This is a genomic window from Nitrosospira multiformis, from assembly GCF_003050865.1.
Taxonomy (GTDB): Bacteria; Pseudomonadota; Gammaproteobacteria; order Burkholderiales; family Nitrosomonadaceae; genus Nitrosospira; species Nitrosospira multiformis_E.
Map to the genome: position 1 here is coordinate 133230 of NZ_QAOK01000001.1, position 21357 is coordinate 154586.

At 54.0% G+C, this 21357-nt stretch carries 19 protein-coding genes; 14 read left to right on the plus strand and 5 right to left on the minus strand.

What is annotated here, in order from left to right; translation table 11 throughout:
- Nucleotides 1–294 precede the first annotated feature (294 nt).
- The 6 genes from C8R21_RS00585 (at nt 295) to C8R21_RS00610 (ending at nt 5298) form a co-directional block, all read left to right on the plus strand.
- On the plus strand, nt 295–1062 hold the full coding sequence (locus tag C8R21_RS00585) for a 3-deoxy-manno-octulosonate cytidylyltransferase (RefSeq protein WP_107760955.1): 768 nt from the start codon (nt 295–297) through the stop codon (nt 1060–1062).
- A gap of 50 nt (nt 1063–1112) precedes the next feature.
- Nucleotides 1113–1874, plus strand: a complete 762-nt coding sequence (locus tag C8R21_RS00590; protein ID WP_107760956.1) for an HpcH/HpaI aldolase family protein — start codon at nt 1113–1115, stop codon at nt 1872–1874.
- Complete coding sequence (locus C8R21_RS00595; RefSeq protein WP_107760957.1) at nt 1871–2818, plus strand: phosphoglycerate dehydrogenase; 948 nt, start codon at nt 1871–1873, stop codon at nt 2816–2818. Before C8R21_RS00590 ends, C8R21_RS00595 begins: the two co-directional genes overlap by 4 nt.
- Nucleotides 2819–2826: 8 nt before the next feature.
- Nucleotides 2827–3756 (plus strand): NAD-dependent epimerase/dehydratase family protein, encoded by a 930-nt coding sequence (locus tag C8R21_RS00600; RefSeq protein ID WP_107760958.1) that lies wholly within the window; start codon nt 2827–2829, stop codon nt 3754–3756.
- Nucleotides 3753–4394: an HAD family hydrolase gene (locus C8R21_RS00605; RefSeq protein ID WP_107760959.1), complete on the plus strand. Its 642-nt coding sequence runs from the start codon at nt 3753–3755 to the stop codon at nt 4392–4394. The genes C8R21_RS00600 and C8R21_RS00605 overlap by 4 nt, the downstream gene beginning before the upstream one ends.
- Nucleotides 4395–4524: 130 nt before the next feature.
- Nucleotides 4525–5298: a phosphocholine cytidylyltransferase family protein gene (locus C8R21_RS00610; RefSeq protein ID WP_107760960.1), complete on the plus strand. Its 774-nt coding sequence runs from the start codon at nt 4525–4527 to the stop codon at nt 5296–5298.
- A 2-nt stretch (nt 5299–5300) separates the two neighbouring features.
- Here C8R21_RS00610 and C8R21_RS15770 read toward each other — a convergent pair whose 3' ends face one another.
- On the minus strand, nt 5301–5477 hold the full coding sequence (locus C8R21_RS15770; protein WP_181258818.1) for a hypothetical protein: 177 nt from the start codon (nt 5475–5477) through the stop codon (nt 5301–5303).
- Nucleotides 5474–5800 carry a hypothetical protein gene (locus tag C8R21_RS00615; protein ID WP_107760961.1) on the minus strand — a complete coding sequence of 109 codons (327 nt, stop codon included), beginning with the start codon at nt 5798–5800 and terminating at the stop codon, nt 5474–5476. Before C8R21_RS00615 ends, C8R21_RS15770 begins: the two co-directional genes overlap by 4 nt.
- Before the next feature lie 770 nt (nt 5801–6570).
- On the opposite strand from C8R21_RS00615, the gene C8R21_RS00620 reads away from it, so the two are divergent.
- The 3 genes from C8R21_RS00620 to C8R21_RS00630 all read left to right on the plus strand — a co-directional run bounded on the left by C8R21_RS00620 (nt 6571) and on the right by C8R21_RS00630 (nt 10263).
- Nucleotides 6571–7032, plus strand: coding sequence for an HIT family protein (locus tag C8R21_RS00620; protein WP_107760962.1), 462 nt, complete (start codon nt 6571–6573; stop codon nt 7030–7032).
- 258 nt (nt 7033–7290) lie between these two features.
- A complete protein-coding gene (locus C8R21_RS00625) occupies nt 7291–8004 on the plus strand; it encodes a 2,3-bisphosphoglycerate-dependent phosphoglycerate mutase (RefSeq protein ID WP_107760963.1) in 714 nt (237 codons plus the stop codon).
- 264 nt (nt 8005–8268) lie between these two features.
- Nucleotides 8269–10263: a glycosyltransferase family 39 protein gene (locus tag C8R21_RS00630; protein WP_107761071.1), complete on the plus strand. Its 1995-nt coding sequence runs from the start codon at nt 8269–8271 to the stop codon at nt 10261–10263.
- A gap of 6 nt (nt 10264–10269) precedes the next feature.
- Here the strand turns inward: C8R21_RS00630 and C8R21_RS00635 are convergent, their stop codons facing one another.
- From C8R21_RS00635 to C8R21_RS00645, 3 genes are all read right to left on the minus strand, one after another.
- A complete protein-coding gene (locus tag C8R21_RS00635; RefSeq protein WP_107760964.1) occupies nt 10270–11508 on the minus strand; it encodes an O-antigen ligase family protein in 1239 nt (412 codons plus the stop codon).
- Nucleotides 11509–11710: 202 nt separating this feature from the next.
- On the minus strand, nt 11711–13015 hold the full coding sequence (locus tag C8R21_RS00640; protein WP_107760965.1) for a sugar-transfer associated ATP-grasp domain-containing protein: 1305 nt from the start codon (nt 13013–13015) through the stop codon (nt 11711–11713).
- A gap of 104 nt (nt 13016–13119) precedes the next feature.
- The gene (locus tag C8R21_RS00645; RefSeq protein WP_107760966.1) at nt 13120–14073 is read right to left on the minus strand and encodes a Kdo hydroxylase family protein; all 954 of its coding nucleotides are present in this window, start codon (nt 14071–14073) and stop codon (nt 13120–13122) included.
- Between the two features lie 316 nt (nt 14074–14389).
- Between C8R21_RS00645 and C8R21_RS00650 the strand changes: the two genes are divergently transcribed.
- The 5 genes from C8R21_RS00650 to C8R21_RS00670 all read left to right on the plus strand — a co-directional run bounded on the left by C8R21_RS00650 (nt 14390) and on the right by C8R21_RS00670 (nt 21343).
- The gene (locus C8R21_RS00650; RefSeq protein WP_107760967.1) at nt 14390–15730 is read left to right on the plus strand and encodes a hypothetical protein; all 1341 of its coding nucleotides are present in this window, start codon (nt 14390–14392) and stop codon (nt 15728–15730) included.
- 101 nt (nt 15731–15831) lie between these two features.
- Entirely contained in the window at nt 15832–17733 is a 1902-nt protein-coding gene (locus C8R21_RS00655) for a glycosyltransferase family 2 protein (RefSeq protein ID WP_107760968.1), read from the plus strand.
- Between the two features lie 79 nt (nt 17734–17812).
- The gene (locus C8R21_RS00660; protein ID WP_107760969.1) at nt 17813–18907 is read left to right on the plus strand and encodes a phospholipase D-like domain-containing protein; all 1095 of its coding nucleotides are present in this window, start codon (nt 17813–17815) and stop codon (nt 18905–18907) included.
- Between the two features lie 16 nt (nt 18908–18923).
- On the plus strand, nt 18924–20336 hold the full coding sequence (locus tag C8R21_RS00665; RefSeq protein WP_107760970.1) for a surface carbohydrate biosynthesis protein: 1413 nt from the start codon (nt 18924–18926) through the stop codon (nt 20334–20336).
- Between the two features lie 128 nt (nt 20337–20464).
- Complete coding sequence (locus tag C8R21_RS00670; RefSeq protein ID WP_107760971.1) at nt 20465–21343, plus strand: N-acetylneuraminate synthase family protein; 879 nt, start codon at nt 20465–20467, stop codon at nt 21341–21343.
- The last annotated feature ends 14 nt before the right edge of the window (nt 21344–21357 follow it).

Consider the following 21357-nt stretch of genomic DNA (forward strand, 5'->3'; position numbering starts at 1 on the left):
AAAAATCTTGCAATTTTACACGGGCTGATACCGATTTTACTAGCATTGCTAGCATTGCAGATGTTTTTACTTCCCCAGCCTTCTGTTAAAATGGAGTCACCACTGAGCCATTAGCCCGATTTTTGCGGCACCCCTGCTGCAATCGCCAAAACATAGCTCCAGAAATCACTCACTGTATAATCCTCCGATGCCTGATGCGCACCTTTAAAGGGCAACCTATCCCGATAAATAAAGGCAGTCATCAGTCAAAGTGAAAAGCTCGGCTTCATCGCCTTCAATTAACATAAATCCCACATGAAAACAATTGCTGTTATACCGGCCCGTATGGGTTCGTCCCGTTTTCCAGGAAAACCCATTGCGAATCTGCTGGGCCGAACCATGCTCGAGCATGTGTATAAACGTGTCGCCTTGAGCAAGGCGCTTGATGCAACCTATATAGCCACCTGCGATGAAGAAATACGACGCGCCGCAGAGAATTTCGGTGCGCCGGTGATTATGACCGCAGATACTCACGAACGTGCGAGCGACCGGGTGGCCGAGGCGGTGGCAGAAACCGATGCTGAACTTATCGTCATGGTACAGGGCGATGAACCGATGACTCACCCGGAGATGATCGATGCAGCCGTGGAACCATTCCGGCATGATCCGGAACTGGGTTGCGTGAATCTCATGCGGAGCATCGATAATAAAGGGGACTTCTACGACTTCAATACAATCAAGGTTGTTACAGACCAGCGTGGGGACGCACTCTTCATGTCACGCCAGCCGATTCCGACTGTGCCGGCGTCCGCCCTGTCCGCCGGCTCTGATTTTCCACATACTCTGGCCTTCAAACAGGTGTGCATCATTCCTTTCCGCCGTAAAACGTTGCTCGAATTCTCCAGGCTGCCATCCACGCCGCTCGAGAAGCTTGAATCGGTCGACATGCTGCGGCTATTGGAGCACGGTTATCGTGTAAAAATGGTGGAAACCCGGTTCAATACCCAGGCTGTCGATACTCAGGCCGACCTGGAGCGTGTAGCCAGACTGATGGAGAAAGACCCGTTACTCGCATCATACTGATGCGGACTCTATAATTCTCTCGGACGCAATTCATTTCTCAAGGTTCATACGTGCAATTAAAAGCAAAACTGGCCCGCAACGCTTTGACCATCGGCTCCTGGATCACCTTGGGACATCCTTCCATCGCCGATATCATGGCTGCGGCGGGATTTGACTGGCTAGTGCTGGATACGGAACACAGCGTTCTGGAACTGAGCGAAGTTCAGATGCTGATCCAGGTGCTCGACAGCCGTGCATGTCCCGCCATCGTGCGGCTGACGTCGAATCATCCTGACCAGATCAAGCGGATCATGGATGCAGGGGCGACAGGCGTAATGGTGCCCATGATCAAAACGGCGGCGGATGCCGAAGCGGCCGTAAACGCAGTATATTACCCTCCACGTGGACAACGGGGGGTCGGGCTTGCACGCGCCCAAGGGTATGGCGCGCGGTTTCAGCAATATCGCCACTGGCTGGAAGAAAATGCAGTCATCATTGCCATGATCGAGCATATCGATGCGGTCGATGCCATCGATTCGATTCTTTCCGTTCCGGGAATCGATGCTTATATCATAGGTCCCTACGATCTTTCGGGATCACTCGGCCGTCCCGGAGAACTCGATGATCCGGAAGTCCAGGCTGCGATAGAACGGGTAAAAGATGCCGGGCGACGCGCGGGCAAGGCAGGTGGGATTCATGTAGTTGAACCGAATCTAGAACAGTTACGCCGCAATATCGACGCGGGTTTCAGTTTTCTTGGCTATGGCCTGGATATCCGCATTCTCGATACCGTCTGCCGCAGTCATTTGCAAAACGTCAGGGAAGGCCTATGAACAAACTTGCGATCTCTACCTCGTCATTCGATGTCACCCATAATACTGCGCTCCGGCCTTTACAGGAGAAAGGCATACACATTGCCGAAAACAGTCATAAGCGGAAACTTACCGAGGATGAGGTTATCGCCCTGCTGGGCGAAGATACGGTGGGGATGATCGCAGGCGTGGAACCTCTCACAGAGCGGGTTTTCTCCTGTGCGAGGAGCCTGAAAGTCGTATCGCGCTGCGGCAGCGGCCTCGACAGCGTCGATCTTGGCGCAGCGAAGCGGTACGGAATCAAGGTGTTGAATACGCCTGAAGCTCCCGCCCAGGCGGTTGCCGAACTCTCGCTGGCCCTTATAATGGCAGCATTGAGGAAGGTATGCCAGACAGATAAACTGGTTCATGCGGGGCAGTGGCCCAGGGCCCAGGGAGGTCTGCTGGCTGCCCAAAAGGTGGGAATTGTGGGACTCGGGCGGGTGGGATCACGTGTAGCCCGGCTGTGCCGTGCGTTTGAAGCGCAGGTGGTGGCGCACGATACTTATGTCAAGGAAGTGCCTGCGGGAATGGAAGGCGTGAAACTGGCACCCTTTGAAACCTTGATAGCCGAAGCTGATATTATCAGCCTGCACCTGACCTACGACGCGGACACTCATCATCTGTTGAATGAAAAAGCATTTGCGCGGATGAAGCCTGGCGCGATCGTCGTCAATACGGCCCGAGGTGGTCTGATAGATGAAGCAGCGCTGGCCGACGCCCTGAACAGCGGACGGCTTGGGGGAGCGGCAATGGACGTTTTCGAGCAGGAACCATATCATGGCCCGTTACTGCAATGCGATAACGCAATTCTGACGTCCCATATCGGCTCTCTTGCAAAAGAATCGCGGCAGCGCATGGAACTGGAAGCCGCGGAAAATCTGGTGCGGGGATTGATCGAAGCGGGTGTGGTGGAAAAAGGTTAAAACAGCAGATGTCCAGCGAGATTGCCATTGTCTATGGCGCCAGTGGTTTTCTGGGTAGCCATGTCGCCGACGCGCTCTCTGTCTCGGGCTATCGGGTGCGCCTGTTCGACCGTTCTCCATCGCCCTACCAGCGCGCGGATCAGGAGATGATCATTGGCGACATCATGGATCTTGAGCAGGTGAAGGAAGCGGCTCACGGCGCCGACGTGGTCTACAATTTTGCCGCCATTGCAGATATCGACGAAGCGCAGGAAAAACCCATCGCTACCGCGACCATCAATGTGCTGGGTAACATGCATACCCTGGAAGCAGCGCGTCTTGCCGGCGCCCGGCGCTTCGTCTTCGCAAGCACGATTTATGTCTACTCCGAGTCAGGTTCCTTTTACCGCGCCAGCAAGCAGGCAGCGGAACGTTTCATCGAAACCTACCACGAACGTTATGGCCTGGAGTATAGTATTTTGCGCTATGGATCGCTCTACGGCCGACGCGCCGATGCGAGAAACGGCATCTACCGGATGCTGTACGAAGCGCTGGAACGGCACTCGATTACTTATCACGGCAGCGGGGAAGCAATCCGGGAGTACATTCATGTGGAAGACGCGGCACGCATGAGCGTGCAGGTGCTGGCACCGGAGTTCGCGAATCGCCATCTGATCCTGACCGGGCAAGAGCGGCTGCACATCAAGGATGTGATGACGATGATCTCGGAAATCATGCCCTGGAAAATCGACCTGCGTTTCGACGAAGCACGGGCGGGACATCATTACGAAGTAACACCTTATGCATACCAGCCGCGTATCGGCCGCAAGCTGGTGCTGAACGAGCATGTCGATCTGGGGCAGGGACTGCTGGATTGTCTTCAGGATATTCACCAGAGCATGCATCGTTCGGATGAAGATGAGGAAGTCATACCTTTGGCCTCGGATAATAAGGCATGAAGACTACTGCATGGCAAGCGATCATCTTCGACTTCGATGGGGTCGTGGTCGAATCAGGGGAGATCAAGACACAGGCGTTTGCCAATCTCTACCGGGAATATGGCGAAGTGGTAATGGCCGAAGTTGCGAAGTATCATGTCCTGAATGGCGGCATGTCGCGTTATCAGAAATTTCGTTACTTTCAGGAAGCGCTGCTGGAAAAATCTCCGCTTACCACGGAGGAGGAGCGGCAACTCGATCAGCGCTTCTCCGAACTGGTGGTCGAAGCTGTGATTGCCAGCGCCCCAGTTCCGGGCGCAGCGGAACTGATCCAGCGTGAAGCTGGACGCATTCCCTTGTTTGTTGCATCCGGTACGCCGGAAACTGAACTGAATACGATCGTTGTTCGCCGCGGTCTGGGATCTTATTTTACTGCTGTGCGTGGTTCACCCACTCCCAAGCAGAAGCTGATCGCGGATATCCTGACCACCCATCGCCTTCTGCCGGAACGCGTGCTGATGATCGGAGACGCCTTGATCGATTATCAGAGCGCCATGGTCAACAATGTCGCGTTTATAGGCCGCGTACGTCCTGGCGATCAAAATCCTTTTCCAGCCCATGTAGATGTACTACCCGACCTGAGTCCATTACTCCTTTGAACATAGCCTCATGGACAGCGCCCTGCCGCATGCTCTACTCACTCCAGCCAAGCGGCCGGATAACAAAGCCGGGAATGCTTTAAAGATATAACCTTCAAGCGCTTGTTCCATTTCGGGAATTGATTGCAATATGGCGGGTAGCGAAAAACCTCCTGTTAAGGCGATTATTCTGAGCGCCGGCCAGGGACACCGGCTGGGTCCGCTGACAACCAGTATTCCCAAATGCCTGTTGCCGATTTCAGGCAAGTCGATCATCGAATGGCAGATCAATGCTCTGCTGTCAACGGGAATCAATCAGGTGACAGTGGTCACCGGTTTCCAATCCTGCCTGATTGAAACTTTGCTGCAGCAGCGTTATGGAAACGGAAGAATCGAGACCGTTTTCAACCCCTTTTTCAGTATTACGGATAACCTGGTAAGTTGCTGGATCGCACGTGCGGTCATGGACCGCGATTTTCTGCTTCTGAATGGGGATACGCTGTTTGAGGAGGTTTTACTGGCGAGAGTGCTGAGCTCTGATCCAGCGCCTGTTACGCTCAGTGTAGACCAAAAGCCTGTCTATGATGCGGATGACATGAAAGTTCAACTGGATGAAAACGGATGGGTCAGACATGTCAGCAAAACCTTGCCGACAGGTCAGATCGATGCCGAATCTGTCGGCCTTGTTCTTTTCAGGGAATGCGGGCCGCTGCTTTTTCGCGACGCCCTAGAGGAAGCGCTGCGACACCAGGGCGGACTCAAAGCCTGGTACCTCTCCATAATAGAGAACCTCGCCAACAGACAACTGGTAAAAGCGTGTTTTGTACCGGAAAGCTCCTGGTGTGAAATTGATTTTCCCGCTGATCTGATAAAGGCAGAAGACCTCTTCGGCGAGAAGAGGTTGAGCAGAAGCGTAACCATGTAGCGCTAGGCGGCAGACCTATTGTATTTAGTCTCGACAGTTCGTCTGAGATTGAATGCCAGAAGTTTTCCCAGCCGCTGCTCGCCAACCGGGCCTCCTTCCATCTCCGGCAGTTCGGGGACATTCCAATCCACTGCGGTGACCTTCCCCCCAATGATCTTGAAGAAGGCAGGGGCTGTCATGATTCCATGCTCACGGCAGCGAGCCATGAAGCGCGATTTGTCGGAAATGCAGGCGTGCTTCGTTCGGCTGGAAGAGGGAGACCGCCATTGTAATCACGCAGGAAGCGATAAAGTCCGGCCTTCGTTTCGAGGCGATTCAGGTACTCTCCGGCGTGCCGCTTCTTGTCATCGTCATGCAATTCGAAGATGTAGTACCATGGAGACAGGATTGCAAAGCGGAGTGCAAGCTCGATCTGCTCGCGAATGTGCCGGATGATACCCTTTCCTGTGCGCCTTTTTATGGGAGGCCCGTTGAGCGTGGTGAAAACGGCGGTCACAGCCATGATGACGAACGGGCACGGCTGGCAAAACTGCCCATATCACGGCCCTGTCGCGTAATCTGATCTCGCGCCAGATCTCGAGCTGGAAGCAGCGGTGGATAAACGTCGCTGCGGAGTTATCGTCTTCACGCAAGCGGGCAAAGATCCACATGGCACCGCTCAAGTCCCGTGTGATCCTGTCGATACCCGGTCATTCACAATCTTCATGATCCTTCGGCTTCATTGCAGAGATGGAAAAAATGGCAATAGCGTGTATTTCGAGTCCCGTCTACATATCGAAGAACCTGGAGCGAGTCGCCAGATCAGATGGATCCTCGAAAGCCATACCTGAGGGTAATCAAACTTCAAATCAATAGATTAACAGCGTTTTGTCATATCGAGGCGAATTTTTTCACTAGGTAGCAGAAGTTTATGTACGCCAGCGCACATAATCGAAACTGTTTTTCCATGACCATCCATGACCATGAGTGCCAATTGTCGGAATATGACCAGTGCGACAGAAAGGGTCCGCAAAGACAGCAGGAAATATGAGCCTGCCGTCTTGAAGATGTCGCCTTGCTCTCCATGTCTCAGTGCCTTAACGTCTGTCGCTGCAGTTCATGCATCTCAACCTGCAAAAGGCACACTGGCGACTGCAGGGATTTATTCATGACTTCATGCTATTCTGGAAACTTTACCGGAGCCGCCGTTGGGGTTGATCCTCATAGGTAGGGTCGATTCCGCATATCCACATATCGGGCCTCGCCAGCAAAATATCCTTAAAAAACTTCTAAATGATCAGCGTTCCACCCTCCGGTACGGCAATCCTGAATCCCACGATGCGGAAATTTGGCGCACCGGAGACAATCATTCATCAATTTCAGTATTGGATCGTCATGCTGCGTCCGATCCAGTTGACATTGGGTTCTCTCGTTCTTGCTGCACATGAGCCAGTCCGCTCCTTCTCCCACCTTGGTCAGGAAAGCTTTACCGAGCTTCACAAGGTAACGGGTCAGTTGGAATCGGCTTTGGCTAAGGCATTCAACTACGACAAGCTCAACTACCTGATGCTGATGATGGTCGACCCGGATGTGCATTTTCATGTCGTTCCGCGATATGTGGAAAGCCGCTATTTCAACGGCCTGGAATTCATCGATGCCGGCTGGCCGGGTCCGGCCGACTTCAACAAGGCTACAAAGACAGACGCTGACACCAATCGGCTGATAAGGGAGCACCTCATCTCCTGTTGGCCGTGATAATGTACGCCTCTTCAGAAACCCTGGGAAATTCGGCTATCGCCGCATTCCCCGCTCCCGATCAGATATCCGTTCCGCCACCGGTTATTGGCACCTGCCCTCGTCGTGAACTCGGGTAGTTTTTTTCCGGTATTTTGTCTATGTTGTACATATCATCTACATTTCGAAGCGAATGACACGTCCCTGCAAAAGAGATGCTCTTCCCGCCGAGCGTAGCCGTGTCGAACCCATTCCCTAATCGAGAAGCAAACCCCATATATGACACAACTCGTTCTGCTGCGACATGGAGAAAGTGTCTCGAACCGCGACGGATGCTTTACCGGGTGGGGTGATGCCCCATTGACGCCCCGAGGCGAACGGGAGGCGGAGCGGGCGGGTGATCTTTTGAAAAAGTCAGGGCACAAGTTCGATATCTGCTTCACCTCCGAGCTCAGCCGCGCGAGTGACACGCTCCGCATCGTGCTATCGGTCATGGGGCAGGATGAACCGGTGGTGCAACGGAGTTGGCGCTTGAATGAACGTCACTACGGGGCTCTGGAAGGAATCAATCGCTGGGAGGCAATCAGAAAATACGGCTTTTGCCCTATTCTCAGTTCGCAATGCCGTTTTGATGCGCCTCCACCTCCACTTGATCCCACCGATATCCGCTTTCCCGGAAACCAGCCGTGCTATGCAACCATCGATACCAGGGAACTGCCGCTTGGCGAGAGCATGCAGCAAGCCCTCACGCGAATGCTGCCTTACTGGCAGCAAACAATCGTGCCGGAAATCCAACTCGGCAAGCGGGTGGTCATTGTCGCCCACAAGCATATCCTGCGGGCGCTGATGATGCAGTTGGATGGCTTATCCATTATTCAGCTTATAAAACTGTCAGTTGCCAGGGGCCGCCCACTGATCTATGAGCTTGACGATAACCTGCATCCCATCCGGCATTACTACGCAGACACCGGATTGACCGGTCATACAGGTTGAGTGTTGAACAGAAGACGCAGGCGATATCCCGATGCCGGAATCATAGCTGGATCAGACGCTCCAGCGCTCTCTCCTTTGCCGGAAATACCAGCCCGGCAAACCCAGGTTTTCGGGTAGTCGCCGAGTAATGAACTTGTGCTGCAAAATGTGGGGAAGTGCAGATGGATTCCAGGAATTATCTGCGAGCAGGATGCATACAACCAGCAGAAGCGAAAAAAGCAAGACAGAGAGAACTTGATATGGTTTCCACAGGAGCAGGAAAAAATGCTTGAGCTGGCTGGAGTTGCCCGACGCCCCCTATTTTCGGATCGCGGTCGTTTTGCAGTCACAGGATTATTAGCCGCGTTCCTCGATGGACTGCTGTTCGAGGTGCTGATGAGCTATGGAGCGAGCCTTGCCCTGTCGCATATCGCGGGCTTCTTCGCGGCTGCTACTCTCCACTATTGGTTTATTTCGAGACCGCGGCTCTTATACGACCTCGCGGGTTATTCCAGATGGACTGAATTCGGCCGTTTCCTGGTTGTCTGTATGCTGACGCTCTCCGTGCGCGGCGGCATATTAGCGGTGCTGATCCAGGCTTGGCATATACCGCCGATTGCGGCCATACTTCCGGCAATCGCGGCAACAGCCGTAATACTGTACCTGGGATCCGTTTTCTACGTGGTTCCCGCCGGGCACTCCACCACACCCTCGGTTGACGCAGACTGGCGTACCGCCTCATTCGGGATCATTGCATTTGTCATCCTGTTGCGCCTCATCTACATTGGCGTGGCGCAATTGATACCTGATGAAGCGTATTACTGGAATTACGCCCAGCACATGGATCTGAGTTTCTACGATCATCCGCCCATGGTTGCCTGGCTGATATGGCTTGGTACGTCCATCTTCGGCAACAGCGAATTTGGCGTCCGGGTCGGTGCATTCCTGTGCGGCTTGATAACGATGGGTTATTTATTTGCACTCACGCGCAACCTGTACGATAGCGCAACGGGGATTCGCGCTGTGCTGCTGCTCGCGATTCTTCCCTTTTTCTTTGCCACGGGCGCATTGATGACGACAGACGCGCCGCTCGTGGCCGCGTGGGCGGCAACCCTGTACTATCTCGAGCGGGCCCTGATTGCCAATCAGGGGCGGGCCTGGCTCGGGGTAGGCATTGCCTTCGGTCTGGGTATTCTCTCCAAGTATACCCTGGGTTTGGTTGGGATTGCCGCATTGGTTTTTGTGATTATCGATCCGGTTGCACGCCGCTGGTTGCGCCATCCTTATCCATATCTCGCCGTATTGCTTGCGCTGCTATTGTTCTCTCCCGTAATCATCTGGAATATGGAACACGGCTGGATGTCGATATTGTTCCAGTCCGGCCGCGCCAGGGGCATAGGAGATAACGAGTTCGGACTATTCGAATTGATTCTTCATTTTGCCGTACTGCTTACGCCGGCCGGTTTGCTTGCTGCCGCGATAGCATTGCTGCCCGGTACTGATCAGAATAACAATTCCTCCATCTGCAGGCGCCACCTGTTCATTATGGTATTCACCGGCGTGCCACTGGCCATTTTCCTGATTCTCAGCATTTTCGATACCCAGCGGTTCCATTGGACTGGTCCATTGTGGCTTATGGCACTGCCTGCCATGGCCTGGATGATGGGAAAAACACGAAGTTTCTCCGGTAGTCCGACGATTTCGGACCGTGTAACGGCAGCCTGGAAACCGACTATCCTGGCATGTCTGGTTTCCTATGCGATTGCGCTGCACTACCTCGTTCTCGGCTTCCCGGGCATTCCCTACCAGGGTATATATAAAGGCTTCCCCGAGCATTATTTCTGGCGCCAGGCAACGGCGGGCATCGAGCAAATTGTAGAGAATACGCGGCGACAGACCGGCCAGGAACCCATCGTCGTGGGCATGAGCAAGTGGTCCGTAGCAACCGTCCTTACTTTCTATAACCGGGGCAAACCCATGGAAATACGCTCGCGCAACATGTTCGGCGACAGCGGGGCGATGTACGAGCTCTGGTATCCATCGGAATCCCCTACAACCCGACCTGTCATTCTCGTCGGCATGTGGCAGGATAATCTTGAATGCACCCGAAATAGCATCGAGATCGGGAGCATGCTTGTCGACCCTGGCCCGGTTCGGGAGCTTGCAATCGTCGAGGATGGAAAACCATTGCGTGGCGTGTATTATCGCGTTGCGCATGGGTACCTGGGCAAGCAATATCAGCAAATCTCGCCCAAGTGCGCAGAGGGAAAACACACATAGCCGGCGCTATGTCATAAATTCCCCTCCTCCTTCTCTTTCCTTCTGCCAAGCTATGGCTATGGCGGTGATGACCACGAGAAAGGTAGGAATTTTGCTGTAAAGGGCGAAAGTATCCGTCAAGCCGGATAAGAAGATGAAGAATACCAAGGCTGCCCCCAGGACTGGGAGACGATGCGATCTCAGCGTTTGAAACCAGCCCCACAGGAAAAAACCATAAGCCAGAATTCCCAGCGCCCCGGTATGCATTCCAATCTCGATCCAGTCATTATGGTAATGAGACGTTCCAATATACTCGGGTAAATCCTTGTAAATGCCGCCTTTATATGTAGGCACGGTTTTCTCGAAATAGCTTTCCGGCATTCCAGTGCCGTGGCCAAAGAATGGATGCTCCAGAATCCCCTGCAGGCCGACATCCCATATCGCCAGCCGATATCCCAGGCTGGTATCGTACTTTCCCTGCTGGGATAGCTTCATTTCAGCCTGTAACTGCTCAAGGCGGGTCTGGAAGCCATTGCTGCCATATACAAAAGCTGCAACGACAATAGCCAGTGATGCGATGATACCCAGGAGCGCTTTCTTTTCCGTTTTATAGGTCAGGAAAATCAACAGAAAAACGGCAAGAAGCGTGGCCAGTAAGGGACCTCGCCCATATTGCCCAAACTGGATCAACAATAAAAACAGGCTTCCTAGCCCCAGGGTGCACTTCCACTTTATCTGGTCGATGGTCGTCGCAAGATAGAGTAAAAGAATAATACCGATCCCCAGCATGGAGGAAAACACGAGATAGCTTATGTTAAGGGGCGGAATCCCTTGTACTCCGGCAACAGCCCATTGATAAATACCTGACAGCAGGACAAGGATGTAACCCGCAAGCAGGCCGGCAATTGCCCATGGAAGGCGGTCTTTATTGAGAAGCGATAAAAACGGGATGAAAACCAGGAAGCCGAAATATCGCCTCCATTTCAATCGTCCTGCCTCGGGATAGTCGCCCCAAAGGAGTCCTAACGCTACTACGGCACATAGAAGGAGTATTCCCAGCACGAGCGGCTCTCTACTGATCTGGCTGAGCCTGCGAGGACCGTGATCGAGAATCCAGACGAAGGTCAGAAGAATGCCGGTGCCCAGACTCAGCCATTTGCTCCATAAAGCGATCCCGAAAAACAGCAACACAAACTTTGCGGCCACATCTTGCCACGCGCGCACGTCGGGTGCCGGACTGCAAGGAACTGCGGCTTTCTCACTCATGGAATATGGCTCATGCAGGGGATATAAAAGACGCGAAGAGCGGGAATATAAGCAAATAACCAGCAGAAAAATCAGTGCTGGTCAGCTAGCGCCATCAAGGAAGGCATAAATAGGCTACAAATGTCATCGTGATCATGCTTGAGTCGAATCCCTGCCCGCCCTGCCAACTTCATCGAACACCGGTTTGATTCTTCGGATCTGCTTAAAAAGGCTGATGCATAGCCTCGACGGTGCGTTTCAGGTTGAATGCCAGCAGCTTCCCGAACCGCTCGTTACCGAGCGGGCACCGGCCTATCCGCTGGATCATATCCAGATCCGGTGCTTTGTTGATTCCAATCATGCACGGCCCGCTGTCGAGCAGGGCGACATCCCAGCCAATCACTACCTGGTCGGAGAACGCGCGCTCATGCGCATGTCGAACCAGATCGAGCAACTCGGTCCAACACGGAAGCTTGCGGTGCAGAATCTGCACGCCTGTCTTGTGATGCCGTTCGTACCATCCTTCTCCCGTAAATCCCCACGCTCCGCAGGTGCCATTTCCCAGTTCGCCGGTATGAAGATCAATGCTCGCTGCGACGCCGCCCCTGTGAAAGTTGTCGACAACCACAGTCTCATTCTGCGCCATTCGAAAAACCGCATTGGTTGCTTCGAATTCCCCCCGTTCATTGCGACAGCTCATCACCCGTACCGTCGCAAGGGTGCCATTTGCAAGGTCTGCAACCTCCCGGTGGGTGATGAGCCGTGGCTGCACCAAGAAAGACCTCCGCCATGATGCCTTGCACAGGCTTTCCAGCACCTCCTCGGCAGTGGCATGTTTACCATCGTTGCGCCGATACTGCCCCGAACCCAGATAATCCCAGCGTGCCGCATTTCTTCCATTCTCTCCCTGCAGCGGTTTCACGAACAGATCGGTCTCTGGAAGGCCGACACCACTCCAATCAATCGCCTTGATCTTCCCCTTTGAGACAATCAAAAACACAGGGGCTGTGGTTATGGAGAACTTACGGCAGCGTGACAGGAAGCATAGTTTGTCCTTGATGCAGGAGGTGCTGCGTTCTGCAGGGACGGGAAGGCCGCCGTTGTAGTCACGAAGGATGCGGTAGAGGCAGGTTTTTACTTCAAAGCGGTTGATGTATTCAGAAGCACGCTGCCGCTTGTCATCGTCATGCAGTTCGAAAATATAATACCATGGGGGCAAAATCGCGCATTGCAGCGCGATTTCAACCTGCTCCCGGACTTGCCGGATTATCCCTTTCCCGGTCTGCTTCTTTGTCGCCCGTCCATTAAGCGCAGTGAAGACGATAACCAGTACCAGAGTGACGAATGGCACGAACGGCAGAGCCGCATACATGAGGGTGCGTTCGCGAAACCCGGCTTCCCGCCAGCTTTCCCGCTGAAAGCACCGATGGACAAAAGTGGCGGCCGAGTTGTCGTCAGGCAGGGAGGAAAACGTCCACATTGCACCGCTCAATGCCTGCGTAATTCTGTCGATACTCCAGGCGCTCATTGTATTCCGTCACTGGCGTTGGGTGTCTGGGGCATGGCCGCCCGCATGATTTTATCGGATCCTGCGTCCCCTCTCACTGGCACCTTCCGCTGGCACCTCTCCGCTTAAACCAGAGCTTCGCCCGCTAACCTCTCCAGAATGCGCAATGACGAACGCGATGAGTCCTTCATCGCCTCAACGGGCAGATAGAAGGTCTGGTCGAGGCTATGTTGTCCTGATATCGCCCCATGCAGCACCAGATCTGTGATCGCAATCCAGCTCGCGCCTGCAGGAAATTCCATGATCCTGCGGGGTGCCGTCCGCTGGTACTCCTTGTCGCGCATGCCGAGCGAACGCAGCGTTGCGATATAGCGGTCGTATGGAGTCTTGGGACCGTCGATGATACCGAGGCGGCCCAGGAGAGAGGTGATCCAGCCCGGTTCACTTGGGTGCGCGGCAGGCAAGAAGCGCCGCACGAAGGGCTCAAACGGTTCGCCGAGCTGCCAGATACGCAGCCTGTCAGTGGGATTGATATTGGAGAACACACGCAGCATGCCTCGCCCCTGGGTGGGATAGCCGTAGCTTGAATCAATGTGCAGGGATTGGATGTTATTACGGGGGAAAGGACGATAGGTAACGCGTTTCCGCTCCAGGACTCCCTGGTAGCTGGGAAACAATTGAGTGATGACACTCTCTGTCCATTTACTGTAGCGCGACATCATCGCCTCGATCTGAGGACGTGCCGAGTCCTTGACCTGAGCCCGCATCATCTTCCCTCGCACTTGGGCATAATGATACTTCTTGATATGGCCGCGCTCCGGATCAAAAATGATGGTTGGACGTCCATCCTCGACATCTGGCGTTCGGGACAGGATATTCGCCGTATCCGAAATCAGCTCCCGCTCATGGTCAGACAACTCAAATCCACTTTTTGGCAGATAAATGACCCCGCCTCCTTCCAGCGTGTCGATTGCCGCGCGCTGCAACTCAGGCACCCTCAGGTCGGTTCCCGGCTCTATCGTCAGCATCTGCACGGTATCACCTTCCTGGTATCCCCCATCCTGTTCCTTATTTATCATGATGTTCCTTGATCTGTTGGACGTACGAATAGTCTATAAGTAAAGTAATACCCACAGCGGGAAAGCGGCAATGACTTCCGTCACTGAATTTGAACATCGCTAAAAAATCTGCGCAATCACGTTAACATATAAATTTAATGATCGGGAATAAAACCAGCCGTGCGGTGCCAAGCATAAGAAACTGCGACAACGGCTTCCATAGGGAAGCTCAGCAACAACTGACGATCTGAAACAGCTGTACTGTCTTTATACCTGGTTGCTGTAAATCAATGGCGAAAAACAACCTTCTGGCGCAAGCCTTTTTCTCAATTCCTATATGAAAGCGCTCGTTTTTCTCCGACATTACAATGACATAGACCATATTACACCAGTTATCTCAAAATGGCTCAAGTCTGGTCACCGCTGCGATGTCGTGTTGATAGGCAATCCGAAATTCCGTAATGATTACCGTGTTGAATTTCTGGGCACACTGGAGGGCGCGCGTGTTGCCCATATTCGCGATCTCTTGCCCCCCCTGGAATTTTTAGGGTGGCGGCTACAGACACTGCTGCTGGCCAGTCGCCTCCGACGCTCCATAATGGGTCCCCTCGTCGATGCGCTTGCCCGTACGTACAGCGTGGACCGGCGTCAACCAATCTGGCGCAGCACTGCCGGCAGATTGCTGGAACGCAGTTTCACCGCTGCTGACAAAGGCGTAGTGGTGTTTGACTGGATTACAAGGGATTCGCCTGTTTCGGTGGAATGGGTCGAAGTGGTTGTTTCCCTCGCGCGCAGCAAGGGCTTGGGCACGGTGTCGCTGCCACACGGAGACAGTCCGCATGCCAGCCAGCTGATACGGCATCACGAGTGGAGTCTCAAGCCGGATTCCCTCTACTCCGCAGCAAGCATATTCGACAAAGTGGCGGTGCCCAACGGGTTATGCGCGGAACGTTTTCGCCCATTCCTGGATGATCAATCCATCGCCGTCCTCGGCTCCCCCCGCTACTGTGATGAGTGGCTGGTGAAATTGGCGGAACTTTCTCCCGCCCCACCTGCTTTCCACCCCGGAAAGGAGCCAAAAAGAGTGAAGGAGTCCACGGAGACCGAAGGCCTTAAAGTCGTGATATTCCTGAGAAAGAGTAACTTTACGACCTTCTGGGAAGAGGTCGAGGAAATAGTGGGAATGATTGCAGCTTTTCCGAACGTGGAACTGGTGATCAAACCTCATACCCGTGGCGGCTGGAGACAGCCCCTCACCAGAAATGCCTCGTTGCGCAGGCTTCCCAATGTGAGTGTGGCGCCCGATCATGTCCATTCCATTCATCTGATGAACTGGGCGCATGTCATTATCGATCTTGCCACCTCGGTAGTATTTGAAGCAGTCAAAGGAAAAAAACCCGTGCTCGCTGCCGACTACCTGCACGCCGGTCGCTCTACCCTGGCACATTTCATGCCGGAGACGGAATTGAAGTGCCGGGATGATGTATACCGGAGAATCGACGGATTTCTTTCCAATGGTTGCGATTCATTCTATGTAGAGGAACACCGGCAACGCTTCATCAACGAAATGCTTCACGTGGGTGGGTCCGATGTATTGCCGCATTATGTGGCGCTGCTTGAAACACAAGCGCAGGCATCGGGGACTGAAGACAGGCAGCGAAAAAACGTATTCGTGTGACTGAGCCTTAAAAAAATACTGGCGCTGCTTCTATAATTAAACTTGCTTATCCGCGAAGAGTTAAGGCGGCCTCAGGTACACAACGATAAAAAGGAAACATGATGCCCCAGACATGCTCTCCATCGGTCAGCGTAGTAGTTCCCACCTATGAGCAAGCGCGGTTCATCGGACGCGCGCTGAACAGCCTGCAGGCGCAGGTTCTCACGGATTGGGAAGCAGTCGTCATCGACGACGGTTCACGGGATGCTACGGCGGAAGCCGTATCGGCATACCTGGGCGACACGCGCATCCATTATTATCGCTTTCCCGAAAATCGGGGGCTGGGTCACGCCCTGAATGAAGGCATTGCCAAAGCAAAAGCGCCACTCATCGCTTACTTGCCAAGCGATGACGTTTATTACCGCGATCACCTGCGCAGCCTGAAAACATGCCTTGAGACGCAGAAAGGCGCTGTGCTGGCTTGTTCAGGCGTTCGCCACCATTACAACCGCGAGGCCGCTGGACAGATTCCGGAATTTCCTTTGCAACTGGTGCAGTGCATGCATCGGAAAATGCCGGTGCGCTGGGTGGAGCGCGCAGAACTGGAGTCGGATGACCTCGAGCGCCTCTACTGGAGCCTGCTGCGGCCCCTCGGCGCTTTTACTGAGAGCGGAAGTCTTACCTGCGAGTGGGTCTCCCACCCGATGCAACGGCACAAGATCATGCAGGAACCGGAAGGCGGCATCAACACGTTTCGCTCCCATTATCGCGTCAAGGAACCGCTGCGCTTTCATACGTCCGTAGGTCATCGGATCGATGAAGCGGACCACTACCGGAAAATGCGCGAGCGGCCGGACACTCCGCGTGCCGACAATGGGTTGAAAATACTTCTGGTCGGAGAACTGGCTTATAACGCCGACCGCGTGCTCGCCCTGGAAGAGCAGGGGCACAAGCTGTATGGCCTGTGGATGCAGAACCCGTACTGGTACAACGCGGTGGGCCCGATGCCTTTCGGGCATGTGGAGGACTTGCCGCGCGACAACTGGCGCGAAGCAGTGAAGCAGGTGCAGCCCGATGTTATCTATGCGCTGCTCAACTGGCAGGCGGTGCCGTTTGCACATGAGGTATTGATGGCCACTCGCGGCATTCCTTTCGTCTGGCATTTCAAGGAGGGACCTTTCATTTGCCTCGAAAAGGGAACCTGGCCGCAACTGCTCGACCTGCACCGGTATTCGGATGGGCAGATCTTCTCCAGCCCGGAAATGCGGGATTGGTTTGATACCATCATTCCCGGCCTGTCGCAGGATAAACCCACCTACGTGCTGGATGGAGACTTACCCAAGCGCGACTGGTTTGATCAACCTCGCGCCCCGCTGCGTTCCGCAAACGAAGGGGATATTCATACCGTATCACCCGGGCGACCCATCGGTCTGCATCCGCATCATGTTGCGGAGTTGGCCCACCACGGAATTCATCTGCATTTTTATGGGGAGATAACCCATGGACAATGGCTGCAATGGATTGAAAAAACCCGGGCAATGGCACCAGGCTACCTGCATTTACATCCGAACGTGGACCAAAGCCACTGGACTGCCGAGTTTTCCCAATATGATGCAGGCTGGCTGCATCTCTTTGAAAGCAGCAACGGAGGGGAAATCAGGCGGGCAAACTGGGATGACCTGAACTACCCGGCGCGGCTCAGCACCCTTGCAGTAGCCGGCCTGCCGATGCTGCAGAAGGCAAATGAAGACGCATTCGTCGCCACCCGAACGTTGGCAAGACAGCTTGGCGTTGGGATTTTTTTTGATACCGTGGATGAGCTCGCCGCGCAGTTGCGCGACCGCAAACAGTTGCGAGCGACGCGTGAACGGGTCTGGCAGCAGCGGCACCTGTTCACGTTCGATCATCATGTACCGGAACTGGTTGATTTCTTCCGCCTCGTGATAGCTTCCACTTCCAGGAAACAGATGCGCACCAGAACTGCAGTGGAATCCGCTCACCTGCAAAGCCGCAGACTGGCATGAAAACATCGAATATCGGATCCTCTCTTAATTGAGCAAGTCGCTTGCACATTCCCCCAGACCACCCTCTTCGGGCTTGCTAATGGAGGTGGAGACCAAGGTTCCGTTCGAGATTTACTTTGGCGGCCCCGACCAGCCACCGGGCTATTTACGCGATGTATTGGCGGCGCACATCGCTACCGTCCCCGCCGGGGGAGCCATCGATTGGGTTACTTATTATTTCCGGGATATGCGCCTGGCGGAAGCACTTGTTCAAGCACACAGACGAGGGGTGAAAGTAACGGTGACCCTGGAAGGAAAGCCCCGGATTCCATATGCCAACGACGAAGTAATCACCCTGCTTTCCCAACCCGAGGGCCTCGGAAAAGCGCTGCGCATCATCCGTATTCCAGGCATTCCGGCCCCGGCGGGAAAATCGTGGAAACCGCAGTTGCACGAGAAACTCTACTATTTTTCGCATCCTGCGCCTATCACCTTTATCGGCTCTTTCAACCCGTCAGGAAACATGCCGGACGAAAACCCGGAAATCATCCGCGAGTTGGGGGATCAGGACAGAGGACACAACGTGCTTGTCGGACTCGTCGATCCAATGGTGGTCGCGCAGTTGACGGCTCATGCCCGATGCTTGCACCGCATGCCCCCCGGCCTCCTGTACCGCTTCTCTGCCCGTGCAAATGAGACAATTTGTGGAAAGGACGCGACCATTTATTTCTGGCCCCGCATACATCCGCATCCGGTGGTGCAGCTCCTGGCCGGCGTGCGTGACGGGGCACGGGTGCGCGTTGTCGCATCCCACATCAGAACTGAACGCGCAGTTGAAGTCATGACGGCGCTTGCGCGGCGCGGAATAACGGTGCAGATTCTTGCCGAATCAACGTTGAGGCGCGTAACCGCAAAGGTGGAAAAGCGTTTTTCGGCAGCCAACGTGCAATTTTCACGTTTCCAGGATCCGGAGGATCTGCCGATGCATCTCAAGTTCGTACTGGTGGAGGATGGCGACCAGGTGTTCACCATTTTCGGCAGTTTCAACTGGACCAAGCCGTCATTCTGGCTCAATCATGAGATTGCCGTCATTTCCAGCAACTGCGGGCTTTTTCGAGCTTTTTCCGCGCGATGGGAAGTATTGAAAAACCAGACAAACCCGAAAGCGGCAGATGGTCTAAAATGTCCTGATTGAACTCTTAAAATAGCCTATGGGAAATTCTGTTTCGACGCTTATCATTCCCGTGGAAAGCCAGGTCCGCGAACTGGATGCCAAAATCCTTCTTTCCTGCGTCGCGGCTGAGCGTGGCTTTCCCGTCATTATGGGTTCACGCGCATACGTCCACTTCGAACTGGCGTTGATTCCACGCGGCGTTTATCTTGCGAAGAGCATGCGCAGCCTGAGCAACACCATGTTCAGAATCGTGCGTCAGCTCGGTCATGAGATTGTTGCCTGGGAAGAAGAGGCTCTGGTGCACCCCCCGGCGGAGACCTATTTCACTCTCCGGCTTTCGCCAACGACGATAAAAAATGTGTCCCATGTATTCGCATGGGGGCAGGAAAATGTCGACCTGCTTCGGCAGTATCCGGCTTTACCTGCGAACATGCCGATCCACATCACGGGAAATCCCCGCGGCGACATCCTTCGAGCTGAAATGCGCCCCTACTTCGAGACGGAGGTGCAAAGACTGCGAAATCTGCACGGAAATTTCATTCTTATCAATACCAATTTCAGCGATGTAAATCCTTTTATCGGAAGTATCGGCCTGTTTCAGCCGGAGAAAAAGCGGGAGGGAAAAGCATGCCGCGGTCAATCGGGAATCGGGATGAGCCGTGCGTTTGCCGAAGGGCTGTGGGATCACAAGCAGGCGATACTCAGAGATTTCACTCAGCTCATCCCGGCGCTAGAACGTGCATTTCCCGATCTCAACATCGTTGTTCGCCCTCATCCGAGCGAAAACCACGAGATTTATCACGATATTGCCGCCCAGTGCGAGCGAGTGGCGGTAACAAGCGAAGGAAACGTGATTCCCTGGCTTCTCGCCGCAAAAACCATGGTGCACAATGGTTGCACGACCGGACTGGAAGCTTATGTTCTGGGAGTACCGGCAATATCCTACCTGGCCACGTTCAACGAGTATTATGACTATGATTTCCAGGGGCTACCCACCCGGCTAAGCCATCAGTGCTTCAATTTCGAGGAATTAAAGGATAGCTTGACCCGCATTCTTGCCGGCGAATTGGGTACTGCAGCGGGTGAAGAACGCGAGGCGCTGATTAAATACTATCTCGCAGCGCAGGATGGGCCGCTGGCCTGCGAACGCATCGTCGACATTCTCGAGGTGAGCGGCTATGGCCGATCGAAACCGCCGGCAAAGCCTCTCCGGACTTATGCCCAAGGCTGGATGCTCGCTACGCTGAAGGCGATGGCGACCAAATTGAACATGCGGCGGCCGGGTCCCAACCGGCTTGCATACCACGATCACCGTTTTCCGCAGATTTCAGTGCCCGAGATCGAGCAGAGAATCGCTCGTTTCGGAAAATTACTGAATCGCTTCGGGACTATTCGCGTGGAGCAACACTCCAAGCATCTGTTCTGGATCAGGCGGTTGAATACCCAGTAGCAGGTTTTTTTCGGAAAGCGGAGAAAAAGCGTCGTTTCGGAACAGAAAAGATGGCATTGAATGGACAGTCGCATTGCAGTTAAATTTTCGCCATCCCATCGCAGTATCTGTGTACAGGTCGAATACTTATGAAAACCCCATCAGTGGTAGCCGAGATCGGCTGTAATCATAAAGGCGATATCGAAATCGCCCGGGAAATGATAGGAATTGCCGCAACCTTCGCCAAATGCGATTTCGTCAAGTTTCAGAAACGCTCGAACCGTGAACTGCTCACCTCCGAAGAATATAATGCCCGGCATCCGAACCCGCAGCACAGTTATGGCAACAGCTACGGGGAGCATCGCGAGTTTCTGGAATTCGATGTGGACCAGCATCGGCTACTGCAGAAATGGTGTGAGGAGTTTGGAATAGGCTACTCCACATCAGTCTGGGATCTGACTTCGGCAAAGGAGATCGCCGGTCTCAACCCGGAATTCATCAAGATACCCTCGGCATGCAATCTGCATTTTCCGATGTTGGAGTATCTCGCAAAGAACTATGGTGGGGAAATTCATATATCGCTCGGCATGACCACTCCCGCCGAGCAGGAGCAGATCGTGCAATTGATGGAGAAGCATGGAGTCGCCCCCAGGGTTGTGCTGTACGCCTGCACTTCCGGCTACCCCGTTCCTTTCGAGCAGGTCTGCCTGCTCGAGTTGCAGGCGCTGGAGGAGAGATTCGGGGCACGTATCAAGGAAATCGGCTTTTCAGGCCATCACCTTGGCATTGCGGTGGACATTGCCGCCCTCACATTGGGCGCCTCATGGATCGAGCGGCATTTTACGCTGGACAGAACGTGGAAGGGCACTGACCATGCGGCCTCGCTGGAACCCGACGGGTTGCGGAGACTGGTCCGTGACGTCCGCGCGGCATCCAGGGCGCTTACTTTCAAGAATGCGCCGATAGTGGAAATCGAAGTCGCACAGCGTAATAAGCTCAAACGTATCCAAGGGATTCACTTTCACTAGTGCGCTGGGTAGCT